The sequence below is a fragment of the Desulfosediminicola ganghwensis genome (genome assembly GCF_005116675.2).
GTDB classification, from domain to species: Bacteria; Desulfobacterota; Desulfobulbia; order Desulfobulbales; family Desulfocapsaceae; genus Desulfopila; species Desulfopila ganghwensis.
In genome coordinates, this window is the sequence record NZ_CP050699.1 from 39,626 (window position 1) to 61,668 (window position 22,043).

The window sequence follows — 22,043 nt, forward strand, 5'->3', positions numbered from 1 at the left end:
TCAGTGAATTGCTGGCGAGCTTTTTATGACGGTTTTTTCCCTCTATCAACGTAATGCTCCACACGCCCATGGACAAGGTTATGGATATGAGACCTCTCTCAGATGAAAGCAAGGAGGCATTCACTACGCGCTCCGGAGATTACTCAATTTTTCTGGATATCATGGAAAACTAGAAAAGAGGCCAGGATCAGTTTCTCACCTCCCTGTTTCAGGCAATCGGAATCGATCAGGAGATCGTGCCGGACCTCTACACCAATGCCGTGCACTACGCAGATGAGCTAACCAACCGCTCAACTATACATTTCTCATTCCATATCAGGAAATCACAGGCTCTACCCTCACGACAACTCACGAAGTACAACTGCATTTCAGATACTTAAAAAGCCGAACACCTTTACATAACCCTCCTTCGATGACCACGACTTTTGTGCCAAAAGATTTACCTGGAAAAAACAGCACCCCTTTACCCCTGACTCTTGATTTATCCATTACAGCATGCTATTGTCGTTTGTCTCTGTGACCGGGGCTTATCGGTTGCAGAGACCCGGTCGGGACGTGGCTCAGTCTGGTAGAGCACAGCGTTCGGGACGCTGGGGTCGGAGGTTCGAATCCTCTCGTCCCGACCATGTTATCGCACATTTCAGCCCGTTGAGTTTTTCTCAACGGGCTTTTTTTTATTTGCTTATACTCTCTCTGAAACTCAGCAGGAACTGATCGGGCGTGAGGTGCCAGGCGCAACAGTTAAAATACCTGATGTCCACACGAACAGATTTGCAAACAATTGGCAGAGACCTCCATCGCCGAAAGCGGTACTTATTCATAATAAGTGAGTAGACAAGCCTGAATACACTTGCATCCAGATATCGATTTGCCTAGGATGATAACAATCAATAGCATTCCAAAATCATAGACCCTGGCCAGTCCCCGACCGGATCGCCGAACTCCACATCAGCTATGGAAAAAACATGAAAATATACCCACTCATAGGATTTGATGATATTCAATTTGGTTATACCAGGACTCAAGTACAAGACATTTTGGGCGATCCATCATTTTCTGAAATTATAGAATTTCCTGATGGAGGTTCTACCGATAGCTGGATTTACGAGGATTCAGGAATAGAGCTTAACTTTGATTCTGAAGAAAAGTTCAGATTAACAAGAATAACCTTTTCGTCAGAAAATGCTCAATTCGAGGGTGTCTGCGTCATAGGCAAAAGCGAAAAAGAATTATTGCAGAAGTTCCCTCAATTATTCTTGGACGAGTCTGCTGATGAATTCGGAAAGAGCTATGAGTATCCCGAGAAAGAGGCATCATTCTGGTTTGTGGATGGGAAAGTGGCAAATTTCACCTTATTTGTTCCATTTGATGATTCCGGTAAAAATATAATTTGGCCCAAATGAAATCAAGGCCCAGCTTATCTTCCGGTCAACACTGACCGGAAGATTTCCCGAACTGAGCTTCAATCAAGCTTTTATTGATTCCTTCTGGTGAAGAACCCGTATCTATCCTGCCCGGGACGATAGCCTCCCCACGTACTTACTCCCTAAAATTTAGCGCGAGGATGTGAGTACAAACCCTATTCCATTGTTCAGTATCCACCGACCGCCTTTCTATCAGACTGAGGCAGTAACGTTCCGTGAAAATTTCAAGCAATTACTGGTTCTCCTCTATTAACCATTGCCTACTGCATGCTGAAAAGCTAAGTTAAGCGCCGAAAGCATAAGCAACTGCAAATCGTTGCTGTAAATAAGATTGCATTCCGCTGCTTTTTTTCAGCAAGCAAATCAGGTATGAATCAGAGGATTGAATGAACTTTCCGTCAATTTCGCTCAAACATGTGCTGGTATCCTTCGGCTGTCTCTTTGTTGCTGCCGTTATCTTTGTCTCTATTCTTGGCGAAAACAATAATGGCGTCAACGCCACCAGAATATTTCTTACCGCAGTAAAGGATCGAGATCATAACGAGATGCAACGCTCCTACTCCAAAACTGCGAAGAGTTTTACCAGTCAAGAGGAATCCACCCGCTATCATTTTATGGTCGAACTTGCCATGCTGGACCACTTCGAATTGCTCGACGCTGATGATTACCGGATGGATATTGATGCCGAATCACTGTGGTTCCCTTTTATCAGCGACCGCCATCTGCAGATGAATGTGCGATTTACTCCGATGGATGGAGGAAGTCTCTTGCACAGCAGCAATCAACTCCCGTATATCGAACGGGCAGTTACTGCAATCCGTGAGGATGGCCGCTGGAAGATCGAAGGCTTTAACCTGAAGGATTCTGATCTGAAGCGCTACTACCAGGAAACTGTTGCCAAGGTTGAATACCACAAGTTTATCGCCATGGCCAATGATGTAATTACTCTCAATACCCAGGCAATCGACATGAAACAGATGAGCGGACTTGATCGCAAAGTCTTTATACACAGTCTGGAAAATGCAATTGCAAGTACCAGGGCAAGCGCTGGAACTGCAGCCACTATGGCTGCGGAACAGTAACTGCTACCTTTATTGGTAATTCCAGCCACAGTATGACAGAAAAGGTTTTTCAGCCATACTGTGGTCGGTCCCGGTCGGGAAGAACAGCAGGCCCAACCAAGGCCTATGTCAAGTAACTTCACTAAATCTGAAACATATGGACGTAACCATTGTCGATATCTCCAGGCTGGCAGGAGTGAGCCTGGCCACGGTGTCACGGGTGATTAACACCCCTGAAAAAGTCTCCCCTGGCACACGGCAAAAAGTGTTGAAGATAATGGAGGAGCATAATTACATCTATAATTCTCTGGCGGGAGGGCTGGCAAACAAGAATACCCGTACTTTGGGGATCATAATTCCGACCATTACCAATCCGGTCTTTGCTTTGGCAACAAACGGCTTCCAAAAAGCCGCTGTGAGCAAAGGATACTCGGTATTACTCGGCAGCACTGAATATTCAGCAGCCCAGGAATACCATTTAATACAACTTTTCATTGGAAAACAAGTTGATGGCATAGTTTTCACTGGAAGACCAATGCATAGTCAATCCATCGAGTACCTGAGACAGAGAAACATCCCCCTCATCATTACCTGGGAAAAAATTACAGACGAAGAGATATCTTATGTGACTTTCGATAATGCCCTTGCTGCCAGAAAAGCTGTTGACCACCTTATCGCTTTGGGACATCGGCGTATTGCATTTATTTCCGGAAAATTTGAGGCAAGTGGCAGGTCAGAAAGACGCTGGAAGGGTTATAAGGAAAGTCTGCAGCAGGCCCATATTGCCTATGATGATGATCTGGTTGTACTGACAGAATTTACCGTAATGGCCGGAAAAACTGCCGCGACCCAGCTCCTTCAGCTCGATATGCCACCAACTGCCATTTTCTGCACCACCGACCTGCTGGCCTATGGTGCCATGGCCTCGGTCCAGGATAAGGGCAAAAAAGTCGGTCCGGAGGTCAGCATAATCGGATTTGACGACCTCGAAATGTCAGGTGTGATGAACCCACCGTTGAGCTCCATCAGGATACCGGCCTTACAGATGGGGGAGATTGCCGCCAAGACACTGATCGACAATATCTCCGATAAAACCAAAAGTGCTGTAAAACACATCCTGGATTCAAAGCTGATTGTCAGAAAATCAGTCGCACCTCCATGCGGATAATCTGCAAAAAAGAAGGCCCGATCCCTCAAAAGGAACAGCCTTAAGATGCAGAACGGTCAATCAACTACCGCATACCTGTAATATTCAGGATTTATCCCTAGTTTCTTGAGGCGGTATACCAGCGTCGACCGAGGCATATCGAGCAGGTTCGCAGCACCTTTTTTGCCACCGACCATGCCCTTCGTAACTTTCAGCACTCTGATTATATTTTCCTTTTCCGCCTGATCTCTGGTTACCAGTTGCGTCGACCGGGCAGGTGCACTGGTACTCATCAGAAACATTCGCTCGATATCGTGGGCACTGACACGCTTGCCGGGCTGGAGGATGATGAGGCGCTTGACCATATTCTTCAGCTCCCTGATATTGCCCGGCCAGGAGTACCCGCTGAGCAGGGCGAAAACCTCGTCAGTAAAAACCGGTGGAGCCTTATGCATTCGCTCAGCTTCACTGGCGGTAATACTTTTCAACAGAATCGGTATGTCTTCAGCTCTTTCGCGTAACGCAGGCACTTTAATGGTCAAGGTATCAAGGCGGTAAAACAGATCTTGTCGGAACTCGCCATCCTGCACACACTGAAAGAGATCCTTATTGGTTGCCGCTACGATCCTGGCATCCACCGGTGTTGAAGAACTCTCCCCTACCCTTTCGAATCTTTTTTCCTGTAGAACCTGCAGTAACTTTGCCTGCAAGCCCAGAGGCAACTCCCCAATCTCATCCAGAAATATTGTGCCCTTGTCTGCAAGTTCAAAGCGACCCAACCTCTGTTTGTCCGCTCCGGTGAACGAGCCTTTGACATGACCAAACAACTCGCTTTCAAATAGTGAAGTAGTCAGTCCGGGACAATTGGTTTTAACGAGAAGATGATTTTTTCGATGACTTTTTTCATGGATGAGACGTGCCAGGAAATCCTTACCGGTACCAGTCTCACCTGTAAGTAAGATCGTTTCATCAGTATTTGCAACTTGTTCTATTGTCTCAACAACCTCTTTCATTCGCTGGGAACCGTAGTAAAAGCCGTCGACCTGATAATCGTGGCTGTGAGTCAACAGATATTCCTTTTCTTTCTGCAGATGCTGATTGGTCTGCCTAAGCGCCGTATAAGCCAGCATATTGTCCACCGCAATGGCAATCTGCCTGGACAAGGCATCAAGTAACTCGGTCAATTCCGTAAACGCAGGTGGCTTCTCCATATAGCTGAAATGGAGTGTGCCGAGAATTTTTTCCCTGACAATTAACGGATAAGCAAGAGTAGTCCTGAGGCCCGCCTCTACCAGGTAACGGATTGAGCTGATATCTGAATATTGGGTCAAGTCGTCAAAAATTGCCGGTTGACCGGACGAGATAACAATTCGTGCTATCGCGCTCTGGTCGAGCGATCGCGCTCGATCATTAACATGACCACCGGGTTGAACTCCCACCGCACTGGCAAAATATTCAATGGCCTTTTTGTCATGATCGTAGACATTAATGGACAGACGGTCGTAGCTGAAATGTTTATGCAACTCTTTGGAGAGGGATTTAAATAGCCCTTCCCGACTCTTGCGGGCAGCAATGGAGTTGTTGATTTCAAGGATCAGCTTATAGCGGGTCTCTGCATTCCATTTCATACTGGCTTCCTTTGTAGTTAGGCTGCTCGAGTTTGATGGTTCCGGCGCTATTGTTTTGTGAAAAGCCGACAGATAATCCGCCCTTGGTGAGATACCTATCTCAAGGACCAACCTCCTCCACCGACAAGCATTGCGCATTTGCAGCCAGATTTCCGGCTGCACAGCTTCAACGGCCACTATGCAGCTCCCCCTCACCGGATTGAGTCATTGAGGAGATCAAGAACATTAGCAAACACTTTAACAGCTGTGCTGATATACCCCAAATCGCCCTCTGCTCAATCACGCCTGACGCAGCTAGGACCGAAGATGTTTCCGGTTGTATGTTTCACCTGAATTTTCAAAGCATGAAGCCAAATCATGCACCTTAATGTTTAAGATCTTTACTCGATTGTGACCAATTTTCAAGTCCAATATTCACCTCGAAGACCAATATTAAACTCGGTTTCATACTCTTCAACCTACCGCGATATTCTTTTTACCGTGTAATAACAGGTCACTCACGGCATTCTCCAATGTGGCATAGGATTTGTAATGTATATTTGAATATTTACCCAAGGATACGAATGGACATTGAACTCAAATACGGCACCGGGAAAATTGAATTACACGTACCAGAGATGGTAGAAGTGACGATTCTGGAACCACAGGCAAGAACTCCTGTAGCCTCAGTTCAGGAGGCGTTGCAGAATGCTCTGGCCGCAATTCAACCGTGCCATCCCTCTTTTATGCAACACCGCAATAAAGAGTTCAGTGCCGCAATTGCAATCCCTGACGAGACCCGGGCATTACCAACGTCGGAAATACTTGCCGGCCTGTATGACTGGCTTCTCAGCTCTATTCCTTATTTACAGCCTGGGCGGATTACCATCGTTATAGGCGGTGGCCTGCAGTCGCAAGACGCGCAGACCGATATAAGCAAACTCGTTCCGGCTCATATCATCAGCAATTGTAAAATCATTCGCCATAATGCAAGCAAGAGCCAGGTCGCCGACTATGGGCGCACCTCAAACGGCACTCCTGTCTATCTCAACCAGGCGTTTGCATCCGGAGATTATAAAATCGTTGTGGGTCAAATAGAACCACATCAGATTGCCGGCTTTACCGATAGTATGTCAGGCATGGTCATCGGATGCAGCAATGCGGCCACCATTGAGCATAATCACAGCCTGATGTTCGACGATAACGCCCGGGTTGGTCTCCTACACGGCAATCCTGTGCGTGAAGATCTGGATGAAGCGGGACGCTTGATCGATGTTGATTTCGCAGTCGATGTTGTTCTGGCCCCCAACAAAGAAGTCGTTGAAATATTGGCGGGACCACCAGCAGACAATCTGGCCAAAGGGGCGAAAATCGCGGCGGATCTATATGGCGTCACTCTTGATGAGAAATTCGATATTGTTGTTGCAGGTTGCGGCGGGTACCCGAATGACATCAGTCTTTACACTGCACAAAAGGGCTTGCATCTCGCCTCCCAGGCAGTCAAGCCCGGTGGACATATCTTTCTGGTAACAGCGTTACCCCAAGGAGACGGCAAGGATATCTATTTTGATTACGTCTCTCAGTTCACAACTCCCGAAGAGGTATTGGCCGATTTCCGCAAGCAGGAATTCAATATGGAAGCGCCCAAGGCCTATCTCTTTGGAAGGACCTTTTGCGAATTTGATGTGGCAGTTTACTCAAATCTCGACAAGGGAATCCTGAAAAAATGCCACCTGCGGGCCGCCAATCCATCGCAGGTTATCGCAGAGTGGCTTGAAAGCTATACGGACACCAAAAAAATTGGCGTAATCACCGACGCCGGGACAACCTATTTTCGCACCTAAAAGCTAGGTCCCGATGGGTTATTGGTAGATGATTGGCGTTGAAATGTAAACGTTTACATTGAGGTCGACCGAGGTCGTGTAACCGGCATTAAGAGCGTGACGTTGTACCCCTTGCGCTCATACTCGGCTCGTAAGTTATAAATTTCTGGGGCGTATTTCTAAAATGAATATGTGGAAAAATGACAAGCGAAAAAGACAAAGCTGAACAATCCAACGTTGGGAAAGTAGGTGTCATTCTATTTGCTATCTCTTTCGGCTTGTACGTACTGAACGTGCTGGTCGGAAAAGCATCAGTTGTTTACGGATGGGAGATTTTCCACCTGGGCAATGTGGGTGAATTCCTGCTGCTGTTCACGGCATCCATAGCATTTATCGTTGCCGCGTTACATTCTGAAGCGGTTTTGAAAAACCGAAAACTAAAAGGGTAGGAGGATATTATGAGTGAGAAAAAGCTAACCGATGGTCCAAAGTCAGTAGAACGCCGCCGTTTCATGGAAATTACTGCTAAAGCTGGTTTTACCGCCGCAGTTGTTGCCATGGGAGCAGGTGTACTCGGTTCCAAAGAGGCCTCTGCTCAGGTTGTCAATGAGGAGAAAGAGCGCCAGAAGACGGCAAAGTACACCATGAATGTGGCCACAGCCTATAGACTCGGCGCGTCACGGACATACCCGATTATGCAGCTCGACTTCAAGGAAAACATCCAGAATGCCACCAACGGTCAGGTCTACGTGAAACTGGCTCCGGGCGGGCAGCTGGGTGCAGGCAGCGCGCTGGTCCAGAAGGTTCAGGCGGGCACCATCCAGGCCGCGCAACACTCCATTGCCAACTTCGCTCCTTTTGCCCCGGCAGCGGACGTTATCAACATCCCTTACTGGTGTGGCGAGAACCAGAAGTTTATAAATCTCGTTACCTCTGATGCCTGGAAACAGGAATTGGATCCTAAAATTGAAGCAAAGGGGTTCAAGGCACTCTGGTATGTATGTATCGATCCACGCACCGTTGCCGTTCGCCAGGGCATCGACGGCCCGATCAGAACCCCGGACCAGCTGCGCGGTATCAAATTTCGGGTACCAGGTTCCAAAATCCTGCAGCAGTTCTATCAACTTATTGGCGCCAACCCCACCCCGGTCGCCTGGGGAGAAACCTCGTCTGCCATCAAGCAGGGTGTAGCAGATGCCCTCGACCCATCTGTTGAGGCATTGCTGGTATTCGGTTTTAAGGAAATCCTTTCAAGCGTTACCTTCAACGCTGCAGTACCTGATTCCCAGGTCTTTTCCTGTAACCTGAAATGGCTGAGGAGCCTGCCAATCGATGTTCAGGAAGGTATCGAATTCGCCTCAGAGATTACCAGCAGGCAGAACCTGGCCAAGGTGCCCGCGGCACGTAACTATGCCATGGCCGAGATGGCCAAAGCCGGTGTCGACTTCTATGTACCCACCGAGGATGAGATTGAGCAATGGGTTGCCAAGGCTGGTGCCCAGTTGCCTGCCTGGGATGCAATCAAGAAGGAACTGGTCGGCTCACTGGCCAATTTCGATAAATTGCAGGAAGCAGCGAATTCCTATAACAACTTCTACGTTCACGACATTTAAAAACACGTAACATCTCGGAGTGACAGGTAGAAGCATTCTACCTGTCACTTCACCGATTAGCGAATTGAGGCTGGTGTATGCAATTTAATAAAATTATTAGAGAAATTGACAAGAATGGTGAGCGTTACCTACTTTTGCCTTTCTACACTTTAATTGTGCTCACGATTTCCATAGAAGTGCTCAGGCGTTCTCTACTCTCCTATTCATCAATATGGGCGGAAGAAGTTGCCAGATACGCCTTTATCTATGTGGCCTGGATTGGTGCCTCGTCTGCGATTAAGGAACGGGCTCACATCCGCATTGATGTGCTCCTTCCCCTGTTCTCCCAGCGGATTCGCGGTTTCATCTTTCTCTTTGGCGATATTATCACCCTGATTTTGGCGATCCTCGCTATTTACTGGTCTATGGAACCTGTGCTTACCTCCATTCATTTTGACTCCGTCACCCACGGCTTACGGATCAGTCAAGCCTGGTTTCTGGCATCGGTTCCTCTTGGATTTTCCATGATGGTTGTCCGCCTTCTGCAATCGATGAAGCGGGATATTAGTGATTTGAAGGCTGGAAGACCAGTATTCGAAGGAAACAAACTTTTTGATTAGGGGTAGAGGAAATGTATTATGAACACTTGATGCAGGCACCTGTAATATCACTGGGATGGGAATTCTACCTACCCGTCATCGGAATGCTGATCATGATCCTGATGGCGGTTCGGATCTGGGTCGTAATCGGGCTCGGTTCACTGGTGATGCTGCTGACCACCGGAGTTCTGCCCCCCACCTTGATGGGAGAGGCATTATTTGAGGGCATAGACTCATTCGCCCTCATTGCCGTGCCATTATTTATCCTGACAGGAGATGTCCTGGTTCGAACAGGGTTGTCAAACAAACTCCTGAATGTCGCTGAAGCGACCATGGGCTGGCAGAAGGCAGGCCTGGGCACATCCACCGTTTTAGGCTGTGGTTTCTTTGCCTGTATCTCCGGCTCTGATGCCGCCGATGCCGCAGCAATCAGCCGGATCACCATCCACAGGCTGGTAGAGAAAGGATACCCGAGGGGTTACGCCTGTGCACTGGTGGCAGCCGGCGCCTGTACCGGAATTTTGATTCCACCTTCCATCGCCTATATCATTATCGGTCTGGTACTTGGAATATCCGCCTCGACCCTGTTTCTTGCCGCAGCCGTACCGGGAGTGATGATACTGACCTCAGTGATGATTACCAACACGATCGTCAACAAATTTAAGCTCTACGAAAATTCGAATATCGGCTTCAGCTTCAAACACTGGCTGGCGGCAATTTATGATGGTCGTTATGCGCTTCTTATTCCGTTTATAATCCTGGGTGGAATCTATTCCGGCATTTTCACCCCCACCGAATCGGCTGCCATAGCAGTAATGACAACCATCTCTATCGGTTTCTTGCAGGGTACTCTGAAGATCGCTGATTTTCCTGAAATGCTTGAGACATCGGCCAAGGTGAATGGTGTTATCATCCCGATCATCGCCATGTCCCATCCTCTGGCTCAGGTGCTGGCTTCTCTACAGGTACCACAGGCATTCGTCTTCTTCATGACCTCACTCACAACCAGTAAAGTACTGATCATCCTTATCATGCTCTTTATTCTTATGGTTGCCGGCTGTGTTATGGAGACAACACCCAATATTGTTATCCTCTCGCCGCTGCTGCTCCCACTCGCATTGGAGATCGGTATGCACGAGATCCATTTCTGCATTTTTATGATTACTGCGTTGGGTATCGGTTTTATCACTCCCCCACTTGGGCTTAACCTCTTTGTGGTGTCGGGTGTTACCGGGACCTCGGTGCTGGAGATATCGCGATATGCCCTTGCTTTTGTGGCGATGATGTTGGTTGTGGTTTTGATCATTGCCTTTGTACCACCTATTACCATGTGGTTAATCTGACCGGGAGTTATATAAGTGATAATCTGTAACCTTCTTCAGGCAGGGGCCGGATGACGGCAGGAAGAAGTATATAGAACGCTATACTTTTAAAATCAGAGAATTTTCCTTCCATTGACCAGAAATTTGTGGAAGGGGACAGGGTTCGGAATCTATTCGCCCCCTGAACAGTTTTCGAATACCTGAGCCCGTTGGACCCTCCTCAACGGGCTTTTTTATTACAGTAGCATTGCAATCCAACCAGGAACTGGCAGGCACTTTATGGCTGGCCGTGTCCGTTACTACTTACCTGGTATTTCCCTCGGATCTGTCATGTTCTCCGGTCTTAGCAAGTCATCCAGCTCTTGCTGCGAAAGCAGTTCTTTCTCCAGCAATAATTCATAAACGCTGGCACCAGTCTTTAACGCCTCTTTGGCAATTGCCGCAGACTGTTCATAACCGATAACAGGCACCATTGCCGTGATCAGGCCAATACTGTTTTCCACATATCCGCGACAGACATCCCGATTAGCTTCAATCCCGGAAATACAACGGGCGGCCAGAGTCACGCAGCCGTTTTTCAACACCATCATGCCGTGGAGCAGGTCGTAGGCAATTACCGGCTCCGCCATGCAGAGTTCAAGCTCACTCGCCTCCGCCGCCATGGAAACCACCATATCGTAGCCCATAACCTGATAACAGATCTGGTTCACCAACTCCGGGATAACCGGGTTGACCTTGCCTGGCATAATGGATGAACCTGGCTGCATGGCCGGCAGATTGATCTCATTCAAGCCGCAACGCGGACCGGATGACATCCAGCGAAGGTCATTGCATATCTTGGAGATCTGCACCGCAGCCAGCTTGAGATTGGCAGACATCTGCACAAAAATAGAGGCATTTTGTGTGCCTTCCACCAGGTTTTTCGCCCTTCTGAGCTCAAAACCACTCACTTCTGCCAGCTTCTCAGTCACCAGGTTCGCGTAACCTGGAGGCGAGTTGATCCCTGTGCCGATTGCGGTTGCCCCCATATTGATATCAAGCAGAGCATAGGCCGCGCGCTCAATGGACTTGATCGCCCCCTCGATCATCACCGCATAGGCACTGAACTCCTGTCCCAGCGTCATCGGCACCGCATCCTGATTTTCGGTACGCCCCATCTTCAATACATCGCTGAACTCCTTCCCCTTTTCATCCAGAGCATTTTTCAGATCTTCCATGGCTCTGATCAGACTTCGATTCGAGAGCAATACCGCAAGCTTGATAGCCGTCGGGTAGGCATCGTTGGTGGACTGGGAACAGTTGACATGATCATTGGGGTGCAGGTAACGATATTCACCTTTCCGCTTGCCCAGCAACTCCAGGCCACGGTTGGCAATCACCTCGTTGGCATTCATATTGGTCGAAGTACCGGCACCGCCCTGGAACATATCCACCGTAAAAAATTCGTGCAGCTTACCGGCTATAATCTCCTCGCATGCATCGCAGATCGCCCCCGCCTTTTTCTCATCAAGCATACCCAGTTCATGGTTGGCCATTGCTGCCGCTTTTTTAACCATGGCCAACCCTTCAATCAAATGATCGAAATTTTTAACCAACACGCCGGAAATAGCAAAATTCTCCATTGCCCGCTGGGTCTGCACTCCATAATAGGCGTGATCACTAATCTCACGCTGCCCCAGGGAGTCACTCTCAAGCCTGAAACCGCTCATCTCGGCAATCTCGTGCTGGTTCTCATACAGGCGGGTTGAAAGTACCTTGAGCCTCCTGTTGATTCCCACTGCCACGCGCTCAACAATGCGAAAATAGATCTCTGGTTTCGACTTTTTATACTCATCCAGCTGTTTGCGGTTGATACGCCACACCACCGCACCTTCTCTGGTATACGCGCCGTTGCTGTGGGCATCATCTTCTAAAAATGCGCCTTCACTTATCAGGGATCCGGGTACCATCGTCGCTATATGCCGTGAAGCACCATGTAGCCCGCGAACCAGTTCAACCCTGCCCTCGAGCAGGATTCCAGCCCACTGCCTTGGTGTCGATTCCTGAAAGAGCCACTCATTGGCCACATACTCCCTCCGCTCTCCCTTTTCAAAAAAGAACCGGATTTCTTCCTTGTTCAAGCCTGTAGCCTTCTTCACCTGTTGAAAAATCGCCTGCTCAATCTGCATGTACATCTCCTATTAATAAGAGTTCCATTTCATAATAATTACAGAACAACACCACCGATCAGAAAGCCCAGAGCGACTGCGACTGTAATGGTCACTACACCTGGAATTAGAAAAGGGTGATCAAATACATATTTTCCGATTCTGGTTGACCCTGTATCGTCAAACTCAACTGCCGCCAGGAGAGTCGGATAGGTCGGCAACACAAAAAGCGCGCTCACTGCGGCAAAGGCCGCTATAGCTGCGACAGGGCTGACTCCCAGAGCCAGTGCCGCCGGCATCAGGGCTCTGGTTGTAGCTGCCTGCGAATAGAGCAGCATGGCGGCAAAAAAGAGCACAACGGCCAGCAGCCAGGGTTTTGCTTCTAATAGATTTCCGGCAAAGATATTTATCTCATCGAGATGGGCTGCCACGAAAGTTGTGCCCAGCCAGGCCACACCAAGTACACAGATACAGGCGCTCATTCCCGACTTAAAGGTGGCGGCATTGAGGATGTTTTTTGCCTCGATCTTACAAAGTAACGTGATCAGCGTCGCCGCTGAGAGCATAAAGGTGATAATGGCGTGATCACGAGCCAGGATAGGCTCCTTGATCAACCCCACCATGGGACTGATTGCCGTGGCATAGAAGACTACACCGATAATCGCCACACAAAAGATCAACACCGACCTTTTTGCTTCTTTGGTTATTTCGCGCCCCTTGTCACTGGCCGATTCGTCAGACACCAGCCCCTTGGCAAGTCTATCCTGATATACCGGGTCATCTGCCAGTTCTTTACCAAGAAAATTTGTTACCAATGCCCCGACCATTACCGCAATAAAGCTGCTGGGAATAGCGATGCTCAACAATTGCAGATAATCTACCCCGACCCCTTCAAGCTCAGCTGCAAAAAATACCACGGCGGCGGAAATAGGTGAGGCCGTTATAGCAATCTGTGAGGCCACAGTCGCGATGGCCAGCGGCCTGGAAGGTCTGATTCCCTCCCTCTTGGCTACCTCAGCTATAACAGGAAGGGTTGAAAAAGCGGTATGCCCGGTTCCTGCAAACATGGTCATTACGTACGTTACAACTGGTGCCAGAAAGGTGATGTATTTGGGGTTTGCCTTCAATACTTTTTCAGCCAGCCAAACCAGATAATCGAGTCCGCCTGCTTCCTGCATTGCTGCGATTGCTGCGATCACTCCCATGATTATCAGAATAACATCCATGGGAATGGCACCAGGTTCAATACCGAAAACCACCGCCAGAGTCAGCACACCAAAACCACCGGCAAAGCCAATACCGATACTGCCAATCCGTGCCCCCAACCAGATAAAAAACAGCACAACAAGCAATTCAATAATCCACATAATATCCCCACAAAATCTCTTGAGTATTTGGTAAATTAACTTGGATAACTTTTGTTACTCACACCCGTTTACTGCTCTTGCGCCGGCAGCACATAACTGCCGCTCATCTCCCGGGCATACCCGCCGATAGTGGTAATGTTGTCCATAGACTGGAAAATAAGTGACGACCAGACAAACTCGATAGTACCGGTTATTCCTTTCGCTTTTTCGCTACCGCCTATAATCTCTCCTGTGACCCTGTTGCCCTCTTCTAATGGCTCGGTATCCAGCAGAAGATAAATTTCAAAACCATCCAGGCTCCGCCAGACACAGCGAACATCACCACCTGTTTCACTATCGGCCAGACCTATACACTTTCCCCAGAAATCAGTTGAGCCGATCACTGGCTCCTTTAAATTGACATGACCTGCCAGCTGCACCAAAGAGGCCGTTCTCTCCTCTCCGAGAACCATATTGGTTGCTCTACCGTTCGCTACCCAGGTACCGGTTATAATGCCTGATTCCTCTCCATGGACCTGACTCGGTCCGCCGCATAATACTGCCATATGAAGGCCGACAAGTAGTACGACCACTGCTATTCGACGCATATCTCCCATAAGCTTCGCTCCTGAATCTGTTCCCGTTGCTGGGATGAATTTGGTTACTGTAATAGACAAAAACATCTCTCTGCTGGAATCGTTCGAAAGCGCACAACTTTCCAAGCGAACAGCTGCTGGTGGTGTAATCACCACCAGCAGCTGTTATCCGACGAGATGTGAAGTTACTGTTTCTTAAAACCTGAACTCACACTACACAGACACAACATGGTAAAAGGCAATACAATTTATTATGTATTACGCTCCAGCTTTTAGTCAATTTTTTTAGAAAAATTATGAGGATAAAGCCACAATGCAGGACTTGAAGAGAGGCGACAGGGAAGTCGCATATGGGAAGGGGATACCTGACTCACACGGCAAAGTGAATCAGGCAGTCTGGCAATACAGGATATTTTTAGCAGGCTTTGAACCTGCGCCGCACTTTGCGGTAGAGCTTTTCGGCCTGGTAGGAACTGCGTACAAAAGGTCCGGCAGCAACACCTGAGAAACCGCGTTCAAGTGCCCGTTCTCCGAGTCGGTCAAACTCTTCGGGTTCAACAAACCGTTCCACCGGCAAATGATTTTTTGAAGGTTGCAGATACTGCCCCAGTGTGAGGATATCACAACCAGCTTCAAGCAGATCATCAAAGGTTTTCATGAGTTGATCAGGGGTTTCGCCAAGCCCCACCATGATGCCCGATTTGGTCACCATCCGGGGGTCCTGTCGCTTCACCTCAGCAATCAGTTCGAGAGAACGCTGGTAAATCGCCTCCGGCCGCACCCGGGGGTACAGCTCGGATACAGTCTCCATATTGTGGTTCAGCACATCAGGCCTGGAGTCGGTAATGGTCTTCAAGGCCTGCCAATTCCCCTGCAGATCTGGTATCAGCACCTCGATAAGCGTCTTTTCCCTGCGAATGCGCACCGCGCTGATGGTCTCTGCAAAAAGAGTCGCACCACCATCTTCCAGATCATCTCTGGTTACAGAGGTAATCACTGCATATCGGAGCTGAAGAATGTCAACGGCCTCCGCCACCCGGCCTGGCTCATCAGGGTCCGGCAGGGTAAGTGGCTTATGTTCAACAGCGCAGAAATGGCAGTTCCTGGTACATCTCTCCCCCAAAATCATAAAAGTAGCAGTGCCTTCCGAGTAACACTCGTATTGATTCGGGCATTGTGCTTCCTGGCAGACGGTGTGCAGATGGTTATTCTTGAGAAGATTGCGCATCTTCTCATATTCCGGACCAGTGGGCAGACTTCTGCGCAGCCAGCGTGGCTTGCCCCTGGTGATCCCGCCCTTGTTATTACATCCTGCCATTACATTTTTCCTCTGTTGAACTCGTTCTGCTTTCTTCTGCCGTCTTCGACAAAGGAAGCTGATCCGGGCGTATTTCTGTAAATGTATGTGGGAAAATTCGCTCTAACTGTTGGGGAAGGCTCTGAGTCAGCCGGTCAATAGTCACCTCGCCGCCAACCTCATGGGCAAGAGAAGTCATGCTGACGCCGGTCAGGCCGCAGGGATTGATCCAACCGAATGGCTCAAGCGATGGATTGACGTTCAAGGCCAGCCCATGGAAGCTGACACCATGCCGGATGGCGATACCGATACTGCCCATCTTCTTATTACCAACCCACACCCCATGATTGCGCTCGTCGCGGCGGGCAGTCACTCCCACCCCGGCAGCAAGATGAATCATCAACTCTTCGAGCTTTTCAACATACTCTGTTACTGTCAGGCCGGCCTGTTTCAGGTGGATAATCGGATAGATCACCAACTGCCCTGGCCCGTGATAGGTAATCACACCGCCACGCTCAATCGGTATCACCGGGATGTTTTTCTCGGCAAGGAACTGATCTGAAACCATCAGGAACTCCCTACCGCCACGTCGGCCGAGGGTGTAGACGGGTGGGTGCTCCACCACTAAAAAGATATCGCCGCAGCCAGCCTCTTTGTCATTGGGCTTTAGGTTGCGGCGATATTCTACCAGACTGGTTTGCAGCTTATAGACAGCCTGGTACTCCATGAGTCCCAGGCTGCAGAATGAGCCGTTCATAACACTCCTACCTACCCGCAAAGACACGGCTTACGCGCCGCCAGTGTCTCATCCAGACGCTTCAGCTTGGTGCGGGTTGGTGCCTCGTGGAGTAGATCCGGGTTGGTTTTGGCCTCCTCCAGAATATGCAGGATCGATTCGATAAACTGATCGATATCTTCCTTACATTCAGTCTCCGTAGGCTCAATCATGATCGCACCCGGCACCACCAACGGGAAATAGACCGTCGGCGGATGAAAACCATAATCAATCAGGCGCTTAGCAATATCAAGCGTGGTGATCTTCAATTCCTGCTGTCTACTGTCGGAGAAGACACACTCGTGCATGCACGGCTTATCGTAGGGCAGATGCAGGTATGGCTTGAGCTTCTCCTTGATATAGTTGGCGTTGAGTACTGCCAGCTGGCTGGCCTTCTTCAGGTTCTCGCCACCCATGCTGAGGATGTAACTATATGCCCTGACCAACACGCCGTAGTTGCCGTGGTAACCGTGAACCCGGCCGATTGAATCAGGGTTGTCCCAATCAAGACGATAGCTGTTACCATCTTTTACCACATGGGGTATCGGCAGAAATTTTTTCAGCTCTTCGACCACACACACCGGGCCGGCGCCCGGCCCGCCACCGCCATGCGGGGTGGAGAAGGTCTTGTGCAGGTTGAGATGGATAACATCAACCCCACATTTTTTCACATCCACCACACCCATAACCGCATTCATATTGGCACCGTCACCATAGACCAGACCGCCCTTGGCATGAACGATCTCGGCAACTTCCCGGATATTGGTCTCAAAAAGCCCAAGGGTGTTGGGATTGGTGACCATGATGCCCGCAGTCTCCTCATCCATCAGCTCTTTTACCGTATCGATATCCAGTACTCCGTCAGCGCTGGATTTCACCGGCACCGGCTTATAGCCACAGAGCGCGGCAGAGGCCGGATTGGTGCCGTGAGCTGTATCTGGAATAAGGATCTTGGTACGTTTTGAACCTCTTGACTTATGATAGGCGTCGAATATCAGCATACCGGTCAGCTCACCCTGGGCTCCGGCTGAAGGCTGAAGGCTGGCAGCATCAAGGCCGGTGATATTGACCAGGTACTGCTGCAGATCATACATGATCTTCAGGGTTCCCTGCACATATCGATCATCCAGCATCGGGTGCGCTGCGGCAATGGCAGGGTTGGCCGCCTGCTTCTCGTTGATCTTCGGGTTGTACTTCATGGTGCACGACCCCAGGGGGTACATGCCACTGTCAACTCCGAAGTTCCACTGGGAGAGGCGGGTATAGTGGCGAACCACATCGACCTCGCTCAGATCGGGGAAATCGGGACCAGCGCCAACCAGGGCACTATCGAGCTCTGCTGCAGGCACATCGCAGGCCGGAATCGACATACCCTTGCGGCCTTTCTTACCCTTCTCCCAGAGCAGCGGTTCCTTAAAAATCAGACCAGTAGTACCGGGACCATTTACGGGTTCGTGTTTCATCGCGACACCTCCTGAATGACAGCATCGATATCTTCCCTGGTCACCGTCTCGGTGGCACAGAAGAGATAGCAGCCCTTGTATTGCGGATAATATTTACCGACATTGATGCCAGCGACAAAACCCCTTTCAAACAATTTTTCGTAGACTGGCTCAAAATCGAACGAAAAGCGAACCAGAAACTCATTGAAGGTCGGGGAGTCAAAGACAATCTCTGCTCCTGCTTTCTTCAACTCCGCTTTCAGGTACTCGGCCTTACTGTGATTGAGCCGGGCAAGCTCACGCAGACCGGTGCCGCCGAGGGTGGCCATGAACATACCCGCCATCATGGCACAGACTCCCTGGTTGGAGCAGATGTTGGAGGTGGCCTTCTCCCGTCTGATGTGCTGTTCACGGGTAGCAAGGGTTAAAACGAAACCGCGTTTGCCGTCACGGTCAACAGTCTCGCCAACGAGACGTCCCGGCATATTGCGGGTGAGTTTCTCGCGGCAGGCGAACATGCCAAGCCCGGGGCCTCCGAAAGAGCGATTCAGCCCCATGGACTGCCCTTCACCGCAAACAATATCGGCACCACATTCACCAGGATTTTTGATCAGGCCGAATGCCAGTGCCTCGGTAAAGGAAGCGATATAGATTGCATCAATTGCGTGAATTTTCTCGCCTGCTCCAGACAGATCTTCGATCACCCCAAGAAAGTTGGGTGACTGAATGGCGACTGCGGCAAGATCATCCACACCCTCCAGAAGACTCAGGTCGGTGCGACCGTCGTCACCAATCGGCAACTCGACAATCTCGAACTCCGTGGCCTGCAGGTAGGTCCTCACCACCTGGCGATGATGGGGGTGAATACCTTTGGAAACAGCGACCTTCTTCTTTTTCTTCTTGATCCTCAACCCCATCAGCAGTGCTTCAGCAAGCGATGCAGCCCCATCATAGATCGAGGCATTTGCCACATCCATGCCAAGCAGACGAGCAGTCAGGGTCTGATATTCATAAATACCCTGCAAGGTTCCCTGAGCCATCTCAGGCTGGTACGGGGTGTAGGCGGTGAGGAACTCGGACCGGCTGGCCAGAGCCCTGATCATTTCCGGAATATAATGATGATAGCTGCCTGCCCCGACCAGCACCTTATGCTGGGGGGTAACTTCCAGCATATTACCGATTTCGGTCATGTGAGCATCGAGTTGCCACTCGGTCATAGCTTGAGGCAAGGCTATCTCATCATCTCTTCGGCAATCGGGAGGGATTGTGCAGAACAGATCATCCAGCGTCTCTTTACCAACGGCTGTCAGCATTTCGGAAATTTCTTCCTCGGTATGGGGCAGGTATCTCATGGCTTATCCCTTGAGTGAATCCAGGTACTTTTCAGCGGTCATAAGCGCATCATAGTCGCCGCTGTCCGCAGGCTTTATTTCTACGATCCAGTTGGCATAGGGGTCTTCGTTGATCAACTCCGGAGAATCTTCGAGGGCCTCGTTGATGGCAACGACCTCACCGCCTAATGGCAGATAGAGTTCGGAGACCGCCTTAACAGACTCAAGCGATCCGAATTCATCACCTTTTTCCAAGCTGTCACCGACCTCAGGAAACTCCACAAAAACGATGTCCCCCAGCTGATCCTGGGCATAATCGCTGACACCTATCTTAATGGTGTCACCGGTCACCTGTGCCCACTCGTGATCTTCCGAATATCGGACATCGGCAGGCAGATTCAACTCACTTAATTCTTTCATTGGCCATCCTCCTTGAATTCTTTTTGCTTAAAGCATCTCTTTCATCGGTCTGCGCGCGGTTCTGTCGGGACGCACGTCAGAGACAATCTCAACTTTGATTTTCTTTCTTTTACCATCAGTTAAAATAACCTCCGTACCAACCGGGAGATTCTCACTGATCTGCACAAAGCCACAGCTCAGTCCCTTGGGACTGAAATCTGCCGGTTTGCCGCTTTCTTCACTGCTGACGATGGAATAAATTCTGCCGTCTACCCGGCCTATGGCCATATCAGTGGCGCAGGTAAGAATCCGGCCGAGATGGTTCCCTTCAAGATCGGTGACAAAGGTCGTGTCGGCCACCACAATTTTCCGTGGATCGTAGCCGGCAAATGGCAGGGTGTGCAGGTAATTGGCGGTATCGGCAAGCGCATCACTGCCGATAAAGGATTTGGTAAAACCACTACCGTCGTCATTATAGGCTACGGCAAAGGGCCAGGGATTTGCCTTAAAAGGCCACGGCCCTATATCCTGATGGGAAAGCGGCAGAACAGCACCGGCTCTGAGCGAATCACGTGCAGCCAGACCGCAGGGCAGTACCCCAAACTCCTGACCGGCCTCAGCCACAGCCCGCCAGACTTTTACGAAATCATCGATACTGAGGAAAAGTTCAAAGCCGAACTCACCGGTATAACCGGTTCTGGAGAGCATTATGCTGGTGCCATCCACCAGGATTACCGGCTGTTCGGAAGAAATATCGTCAAAGCCACCTTTGAAAGAGAAATAGACCAGTTTGTCAAAAACGGTTTCGGGGTCGGCCAGTAGCTTCTTCATCACTTTGGCAGCGAGTGGCCCCTGGATGTCCATCTTGCCGACACGATCAGTGCGGTCTGTCACCACCGCGCCATATTCGCCGTTATTTTCTACGAGTCTGGTTGCAATCCCGGCTCCCATACCGGCGTTGACCACCACCATATAAGCGGTTTCGCCGGTCTGGTAGACAATGGCATCATCAAGGGTGGTACCATCCTGGTTGAGAAAAATTCCATAAACGCAACGGCCGGTACTGAGTGGATTTTTTTTCAGGCCGACACAATGATCGAGATCCTTGCTGAAGCAGAATTGCAGAAGAGCTCTCGCGTTTTCACCCGTTACGGTTACCACGGCCATGTGACTGGTATCGAATATACCGGCACCGGTAATAACTGCGAGGTGCTCGGCTTTTACCCCGGCCCGATACCAGAGGGGCATCTCATATTGACCAAAAGGTGCTATATTTGCACCATGCTCCACATGCCAGGAATGCAAAGCGGTACGTTTCAATTCGTCCATGTAGATCCTCGGATAGTTGGCCCCGGTCCGGCAGCGCTCACAATCGAGGTGCTAACTGACCGTTACAAGGGCATGGGCAGTTTCAGATTAAAACTTTTATAAACCACAAAGCTTTCTACTGAGCGTACGTTTTCTATAGTGGAGACTTCCTCGGTATAAAACCTGAGCATGGTGAAATCCTTGGTCAGCAGTACGGTTACGATGAGATCGTAGCGCCCTGTCACAACACAGACCGAGGTGACACCCTTCAGCTTGCTGAACTCTTCGCCTTTTTTGACCAGATCCATGTCCTTGACCTTAACTCCGACCATAACTACCCCGAGATCGGGTATAGCTTCAGGGTCGACCAGGCCGGCGATATCCAGCACACCTTCGTCTGTGAGTTTACGGACACGGGTACGAACAGTCCCCTCCGATACACCAAGTAAATCGGCAATCTTCTTGAATGGCACCCTCCCATCCTTCAAGTGACGTATAATTGCCAAATTGATTTCATCGATGATCATCACATTCCTCCCCACTTCTCTCTATTCTCTTTAAAAGATTACGTCAAACTAAAGATACTGTCAACTTAAAGCGTTAAATTTCACGCATATCGTATTTTCAAAGCATTTTTCTGACATGTTCAACGCGTTTACCTGAATTTCAGCTGTATCTTCCTATAACTACAGCACGAACTGTGCAGAGAACCTGAATATGGGTAGAGCTATCCTGTGCAAATGAAGAAAACCAGGCGTTGGTTTTCTGCCTGTGCAACCTGCAACTGGTGGGAAGTGGAGGCGAAGCAGATTTGCCGGAACGCGCCC

General features: G+C 49.6%; 19 protein-coding genes and 1 tRNA gene. 9 read left to right on the forward strand and 11 right to left on the reverse strand.

Going from position 1 to position 22,043, the window contains the following annotated elements; all coding sequences use genetic code 11:
* Positions 1-549: 549 nt before the first annotated feature.
* From FCL45_RS00170 to FCL45_RS00185, 4 genes are all read left to right on the forward strand, one after another.
* Positions 550-626 (forward strand) — tRNA-Pro (locus FCL45_RS00170).
* A 339-nt stretch (positions 627-965) separates the two neighbouring features.
* Complete coding sequence (locus FCL45_RS00175; protein ID WP_136795291.1) at positions 966-1,403, forward strand: outer membrane protein assembly factor BamE; 438 nt, start codon at positions 966-968, stop codon at positions 1,401-1,403.
* A 407-nt stretch (positions 1,404-1,810) separates the two neighbouring features.
* Positions 1,811-2,506: a hypothetical protein gene (locus FCL45_RS00180; RefSeq protein WP_136795292.1), complete on the forward strand. Its 696-nt coding sequence runs from the start codon at positions 1,811-1,813 to the stop codon at positions 2,504-2,506.
* 136 nt (positions 2,507-2,642) lie between these two features.
* On the forward strand, positions 2,643-3,653 hold the full coding sequence (locus tag FCL45_RS00185; RefSeq protein ID WP_136795293.1) for a LacI family DNA-binding transcriptional regulator: 1,011 nt from the start codon (positions 2,643-2,645) through the stop codon (positions 3,651-3,653).
* A gap of 56 nt (positions 3,654-3,709) precedes the next feature.
* Here the strand turns inward: FCL45_RS00185 and FCL45_RS00190 are convergent, their stop codons facing one another.
* Positions 3,710-5,260, reverse strand: a complete 1,551-nt coding sequence (locus FCL45_RS00190) for a sigma 54-interacting transcriptional regulator (RefSeq protein WP_217907633.1) — start codon at positions 5,258-5,260, stop codon at positions 3,710-3,712.
* A gap of 563 nt (positions 5,261-5,823) precedes the next feature.
* On the opposite strand from FCL45_RS00190, the gene larAH5 reads away from it, so the two are divergent.
* The 5 genes from larAH5 to FCL45_RS00215 all read left to right on the forward strand — a co-directional run bounded on the left by larAH5 (position 5,824) and on the right by FCL45_RS00215 (position 10,596).
* Entirely contained in the window at positions 5,824-7,083 is a 1,260-nt protein-coding gene (gene larAH5 / locus FCL45_RS00195) for a nickel-dependent malate racemase, LarAH5 family (protein ID WP_167495618.1), read from the forward strand.
* Between the two features lie 179 nt (positions 7,084-7,262).
* Positions 7,263-7,511: a hypothetical protein gene (locus tag FCL45_RS00200; protein WP_136795295.1), complete on the forward strand. Its 249-nt coding sequence runs from the start codon at positions 7,263-7,265 to the stop codon at positions 7,509-7,511.
* A 9-nt stretch (positions 7,512-7,520) separates the two neighbouring features.
* Complete coding sequence (locus FCL45_RS00205) at positions 7,521-8,675, forward strand: TRAP transporter substrate-binding protein (RefSeq protein ID WP_136795296.1); 1,155 nt, start codon at positions 7,521-7,523, stop codon at positions 8,673-8,675.
* A 77-nt stretch (positions 8,676-8,752) separates the two neighbouring features.
* Entirely contained in the window at positions 8,753-9,274 is a 522-nt protein-coding gene (locus FCL45_RS00210; protein ID WP_136795297.1) for a TRAP transporter small permease, read from the forward strand.
* 11 nt (positions 9,275-9,285) lie between these two features.
* Positions 9,286-10,596 (forward strand): TRAP transporter large permease, encoded by a 1,311-nt coding sequence (locus tag FCL45_RS00215; protein ID WP_136795298.1) that lies wholly within the window; start codon positions 9,286-9,288, stop codon positions 10,594-10,596.
* Positions 10,597-10,874: 278 nt separating this feature from the next.
* On the opposite strand, the gene FCL45_RS00220 is transcribed toward FCL45_RS00215, so the two are convergent.
* The 10 genes from FCL45_RS00220 to FCL45_RS00265 form a co-directional block, all read right to left on the reverse strand.
* Positions 10,875-12,743 (reverse strand): aspartate ammonia-lyase, encoded by a 1,869-nt coding sequence (locus FCL45_RS00220; protein WP_136795299.1) that lies wholly within the window; start codon positions 12,741-12,743, stop codon positions 10,875-10,877.
* A 38-nt stretch (positions 12,744-12,781) separates the two neighbouring features.
* On the reverse strand, positions 12,782-14,089 hold the full coding sequence (locus tag FCL45_RS00225) for an anaerobic C4-dicarboxylate transporter (protein ID WP_136795300.1): 1,308 nt from the start codon (positions 14,087-14,089) through the stop codon (positions 12,782-12,784).
* A 68-nt stretch (positions 14,090-14,157) separates the two neighbouring features.
* Complete coding sequence (locus tag FCL45_RS00230) at positions 14,158-14,685, reverse strand: hypothetical protein (RefSeq protein ID WP_136795301.1); 528 nt, start codon at positions 14,683-14,685, stop codon at positions 14,158-14,160.
* A 394-nt stretch (positions 14,686-15,079) separates the two neighbouring features.
* Positions 15,080-15,982 (reverse strand): lipoyl synthase, encoded by a 903-nt coding sequence (gene lipA, locus FCL45_RS00235; RefSeq protein WP_136795302.1) that lies wholly within the window; start codon positions 15,980-15,982, stop codon positions 15,080-15,082.
* On the reverse strand, positions 15,969-16,718 hold the full coding sequence (gene lipB, locus FCL45_RS00240) for a lipoyl(octanoyl) transferase LipB (RefSeq protein WP_136795303.1): 750 nt from the start codon (positions 16,716-16,718) through the stop codon (positions 15,969-15,971). Before lipB ends, lipA begins: the two co-directional genes overlap by 14 nt.
* 11 nt (positions 16,719-16,729) lie before the next feature.
* Positions 16,730-18,199 (reverse strand): aminomethyl-transferring glycine dehydrogenase subunit GcvPB, encoded by a 1,470-nt coding sequence (gene gcvPB / locus FCL45_RS00245; RefSeq protein WP_136795304.1) that lies wholly within the window; start codon positions 18,197-18,199, stop codon positions 16,730-16,732.
* The gene (gene gcvPA, locus FCL45_RS00250; RefSeq protein WP_136795305.1) at positions 18,196-19,530 is read right to left on the reverse strand and encodes an aminomethyl-transferring glycine dehydrogenase subunit GcvPA; all 1,335 of its coding nucleotides are present in this window, start codon (positions 19,528-19,530) and stop codon (positions 18,196-18,198) included. Before gcvPA ends, gcvPB begins: the two co-directional genes overlap by 4 nt.
* Positions 19,531-19,533: 3 nt before the next feature.
* Positions 19,534-19,929, reverse strand: coding sequence for a glycine cleavage system protein GcvH (gene gcvH / locus FCL45_RS00255; protein ID WP_136795306.1), 396 nt, complete (start codon positions 19,927-19,929; stop codon positions 19,534-19,536).
* Between the two features lie 27 nt (positions 19,930-19,956).
* On the reverse strand, positions 19,957-21,237 hold the full coding sequence (locus FCL45_RS00260; protein WP_136795307.1) for an aminomethyl transferase family protein: 1,281 nt from the start codon (positions 21,235-21,237) through the stop codon (positions 19,957-19,959).
* A gap of 62 nt (positions 21,238-21,299) precedes the next feature.
* On the reverse strand, positions 21,300-21,743 hold the full coding sequence (locus tag FCL45_RS00265) for an Lrp/AsnC family transcriptional regulator (RefSeq protein WP_136795308.1): 444 nt from the start codon (positions 21,741-21,743) through the stop codon (positions 21,300-21,302).
* Positions 21,744-22,043 lie beyond the last annotated feature (300 nt).

Coding starts and splice junctions, on each gene's coding strand:
- FCL45_RS00175 (WP_136795291.1), top strand. CDS start 966: ATGAAAATATACCCACTCATAGGATTTGATGATATTCAATTTGGTTAT.
- FCL45_RS00180 (WP_136795292.1), top strand. CDS start 1,811: ATGAACTTTCCGTCAATTTCGCTCAAACATGTGCTGGTATCCTTCGGC.
- FCL45_RS00185 (WP_136795293.1), top strand. CDS start 2,643: ATGGACGTAACCATTGTCGATATCTCCAGGCTGGCAGGAGTGAGCCTG.
- FCL45_RS00190 (WP_217907633.1), bottom strand. CDS start 5,260: ATGAAATGGAATGCAGAGACCCGCTATAAGCTGATCCTTGAAATCAAC.
- larAH5 (WP_167495618.1), top strand. CDS start 5,824: ATGGACATTGAACTCAAATACGGCACCGGGAAAATTGAATTACACGTA.
- FCL45_RS00200 (WP_136795295.1), top strand. CDS start 7,263: ATGACAAGCGAAAAAGACAAAGCTGAACAATCCAACGTTGGGAAAGTA.
- FCL45_RS00205 (WP_136795296.1), top strand. CDS start 7,521: ATGAGTGAGAAAAAGCTAACCGATGGTCCAAAGTCAGTAGAACGCCGC.
- FCL45_RS00210 (WP_136795297.1), top strand. CDS start 8,753: ATGCAATTTAATAAAATTATTAGAGAAATTGACAAGAATGGTGAGCGT.
- FCL45_RS00215 (WP_136795298.1), top strand. CDS start 9,286: ATGTATTATGAACACTTGATGCAGGCACCTGTAATATCACTGGGATGG.
- FCL45_RS00220 (WP_136795299.1), bottom strand. CDS start 12,743: ATGCAGATTGAGCAGGCGATTTTTCAACAGGTGAAGAAGGCTACAGGC.
- FCL45_RS00225 (WP_136795300.1), bottom strand. CDS start 14,089: ATGTGGATTATTGAATTGCTTGTTGTGCTGTTTTTTATCTGGTTGGGG.
- FCL45_RS00230 (WP_136795301.1), bottom strand. CDS start 14,685: ATGGGAGATATGCGTCGAATAGCAGTGGTCGTACTACTTGTCGGCCTT.
- lipA (WP_136795302.1), bottom strand. CDS start 15,982: ATGGCAGGATGTAATAACAAGGGCGGGATCACCAGGGGCAAGCCACGC.
- lipB (WP_136795303.1), bottom strand. CDS start 16,718: ATGAACGGCTCATTCTGCAGCCTGGGACTCATGGAGTACCAGGCTGTC.
- gcvPB (WP_136795304.1), bottom strand. CDS start 18,199: ATGAAACACGAACCCGTAAATGGTCCCGGTACTACTGGTCTGATTTTT.
- gcvPA (WP_136795305.1), bottom strand. CDS start 19,530: ATGAGATACCTGCCCCATACCGAGGAAGAAATTTCCGAAATGCTGACA.
- gcvH (WP_136795306.1), bottom strand. CDS start 19,929: ATGAAAGAATTAAGTGAGTTGAATCTGCCTGCCGATGTCCGATATTCG.
- FCL45_RS00260 (WP_136795307.1), bottom strand. CDS start 21,237: ATGGACGAATTGAAACGTACCGCTTTGCATTCCTGGCATGTGGAGCAT.
- FCL45_RS00265 (WP_136795308.1), bottom strand. CDS start 21,743: ATGATCATCGATGAAATCAATTTGGCAATTATACGTCACTTGAAGGAT.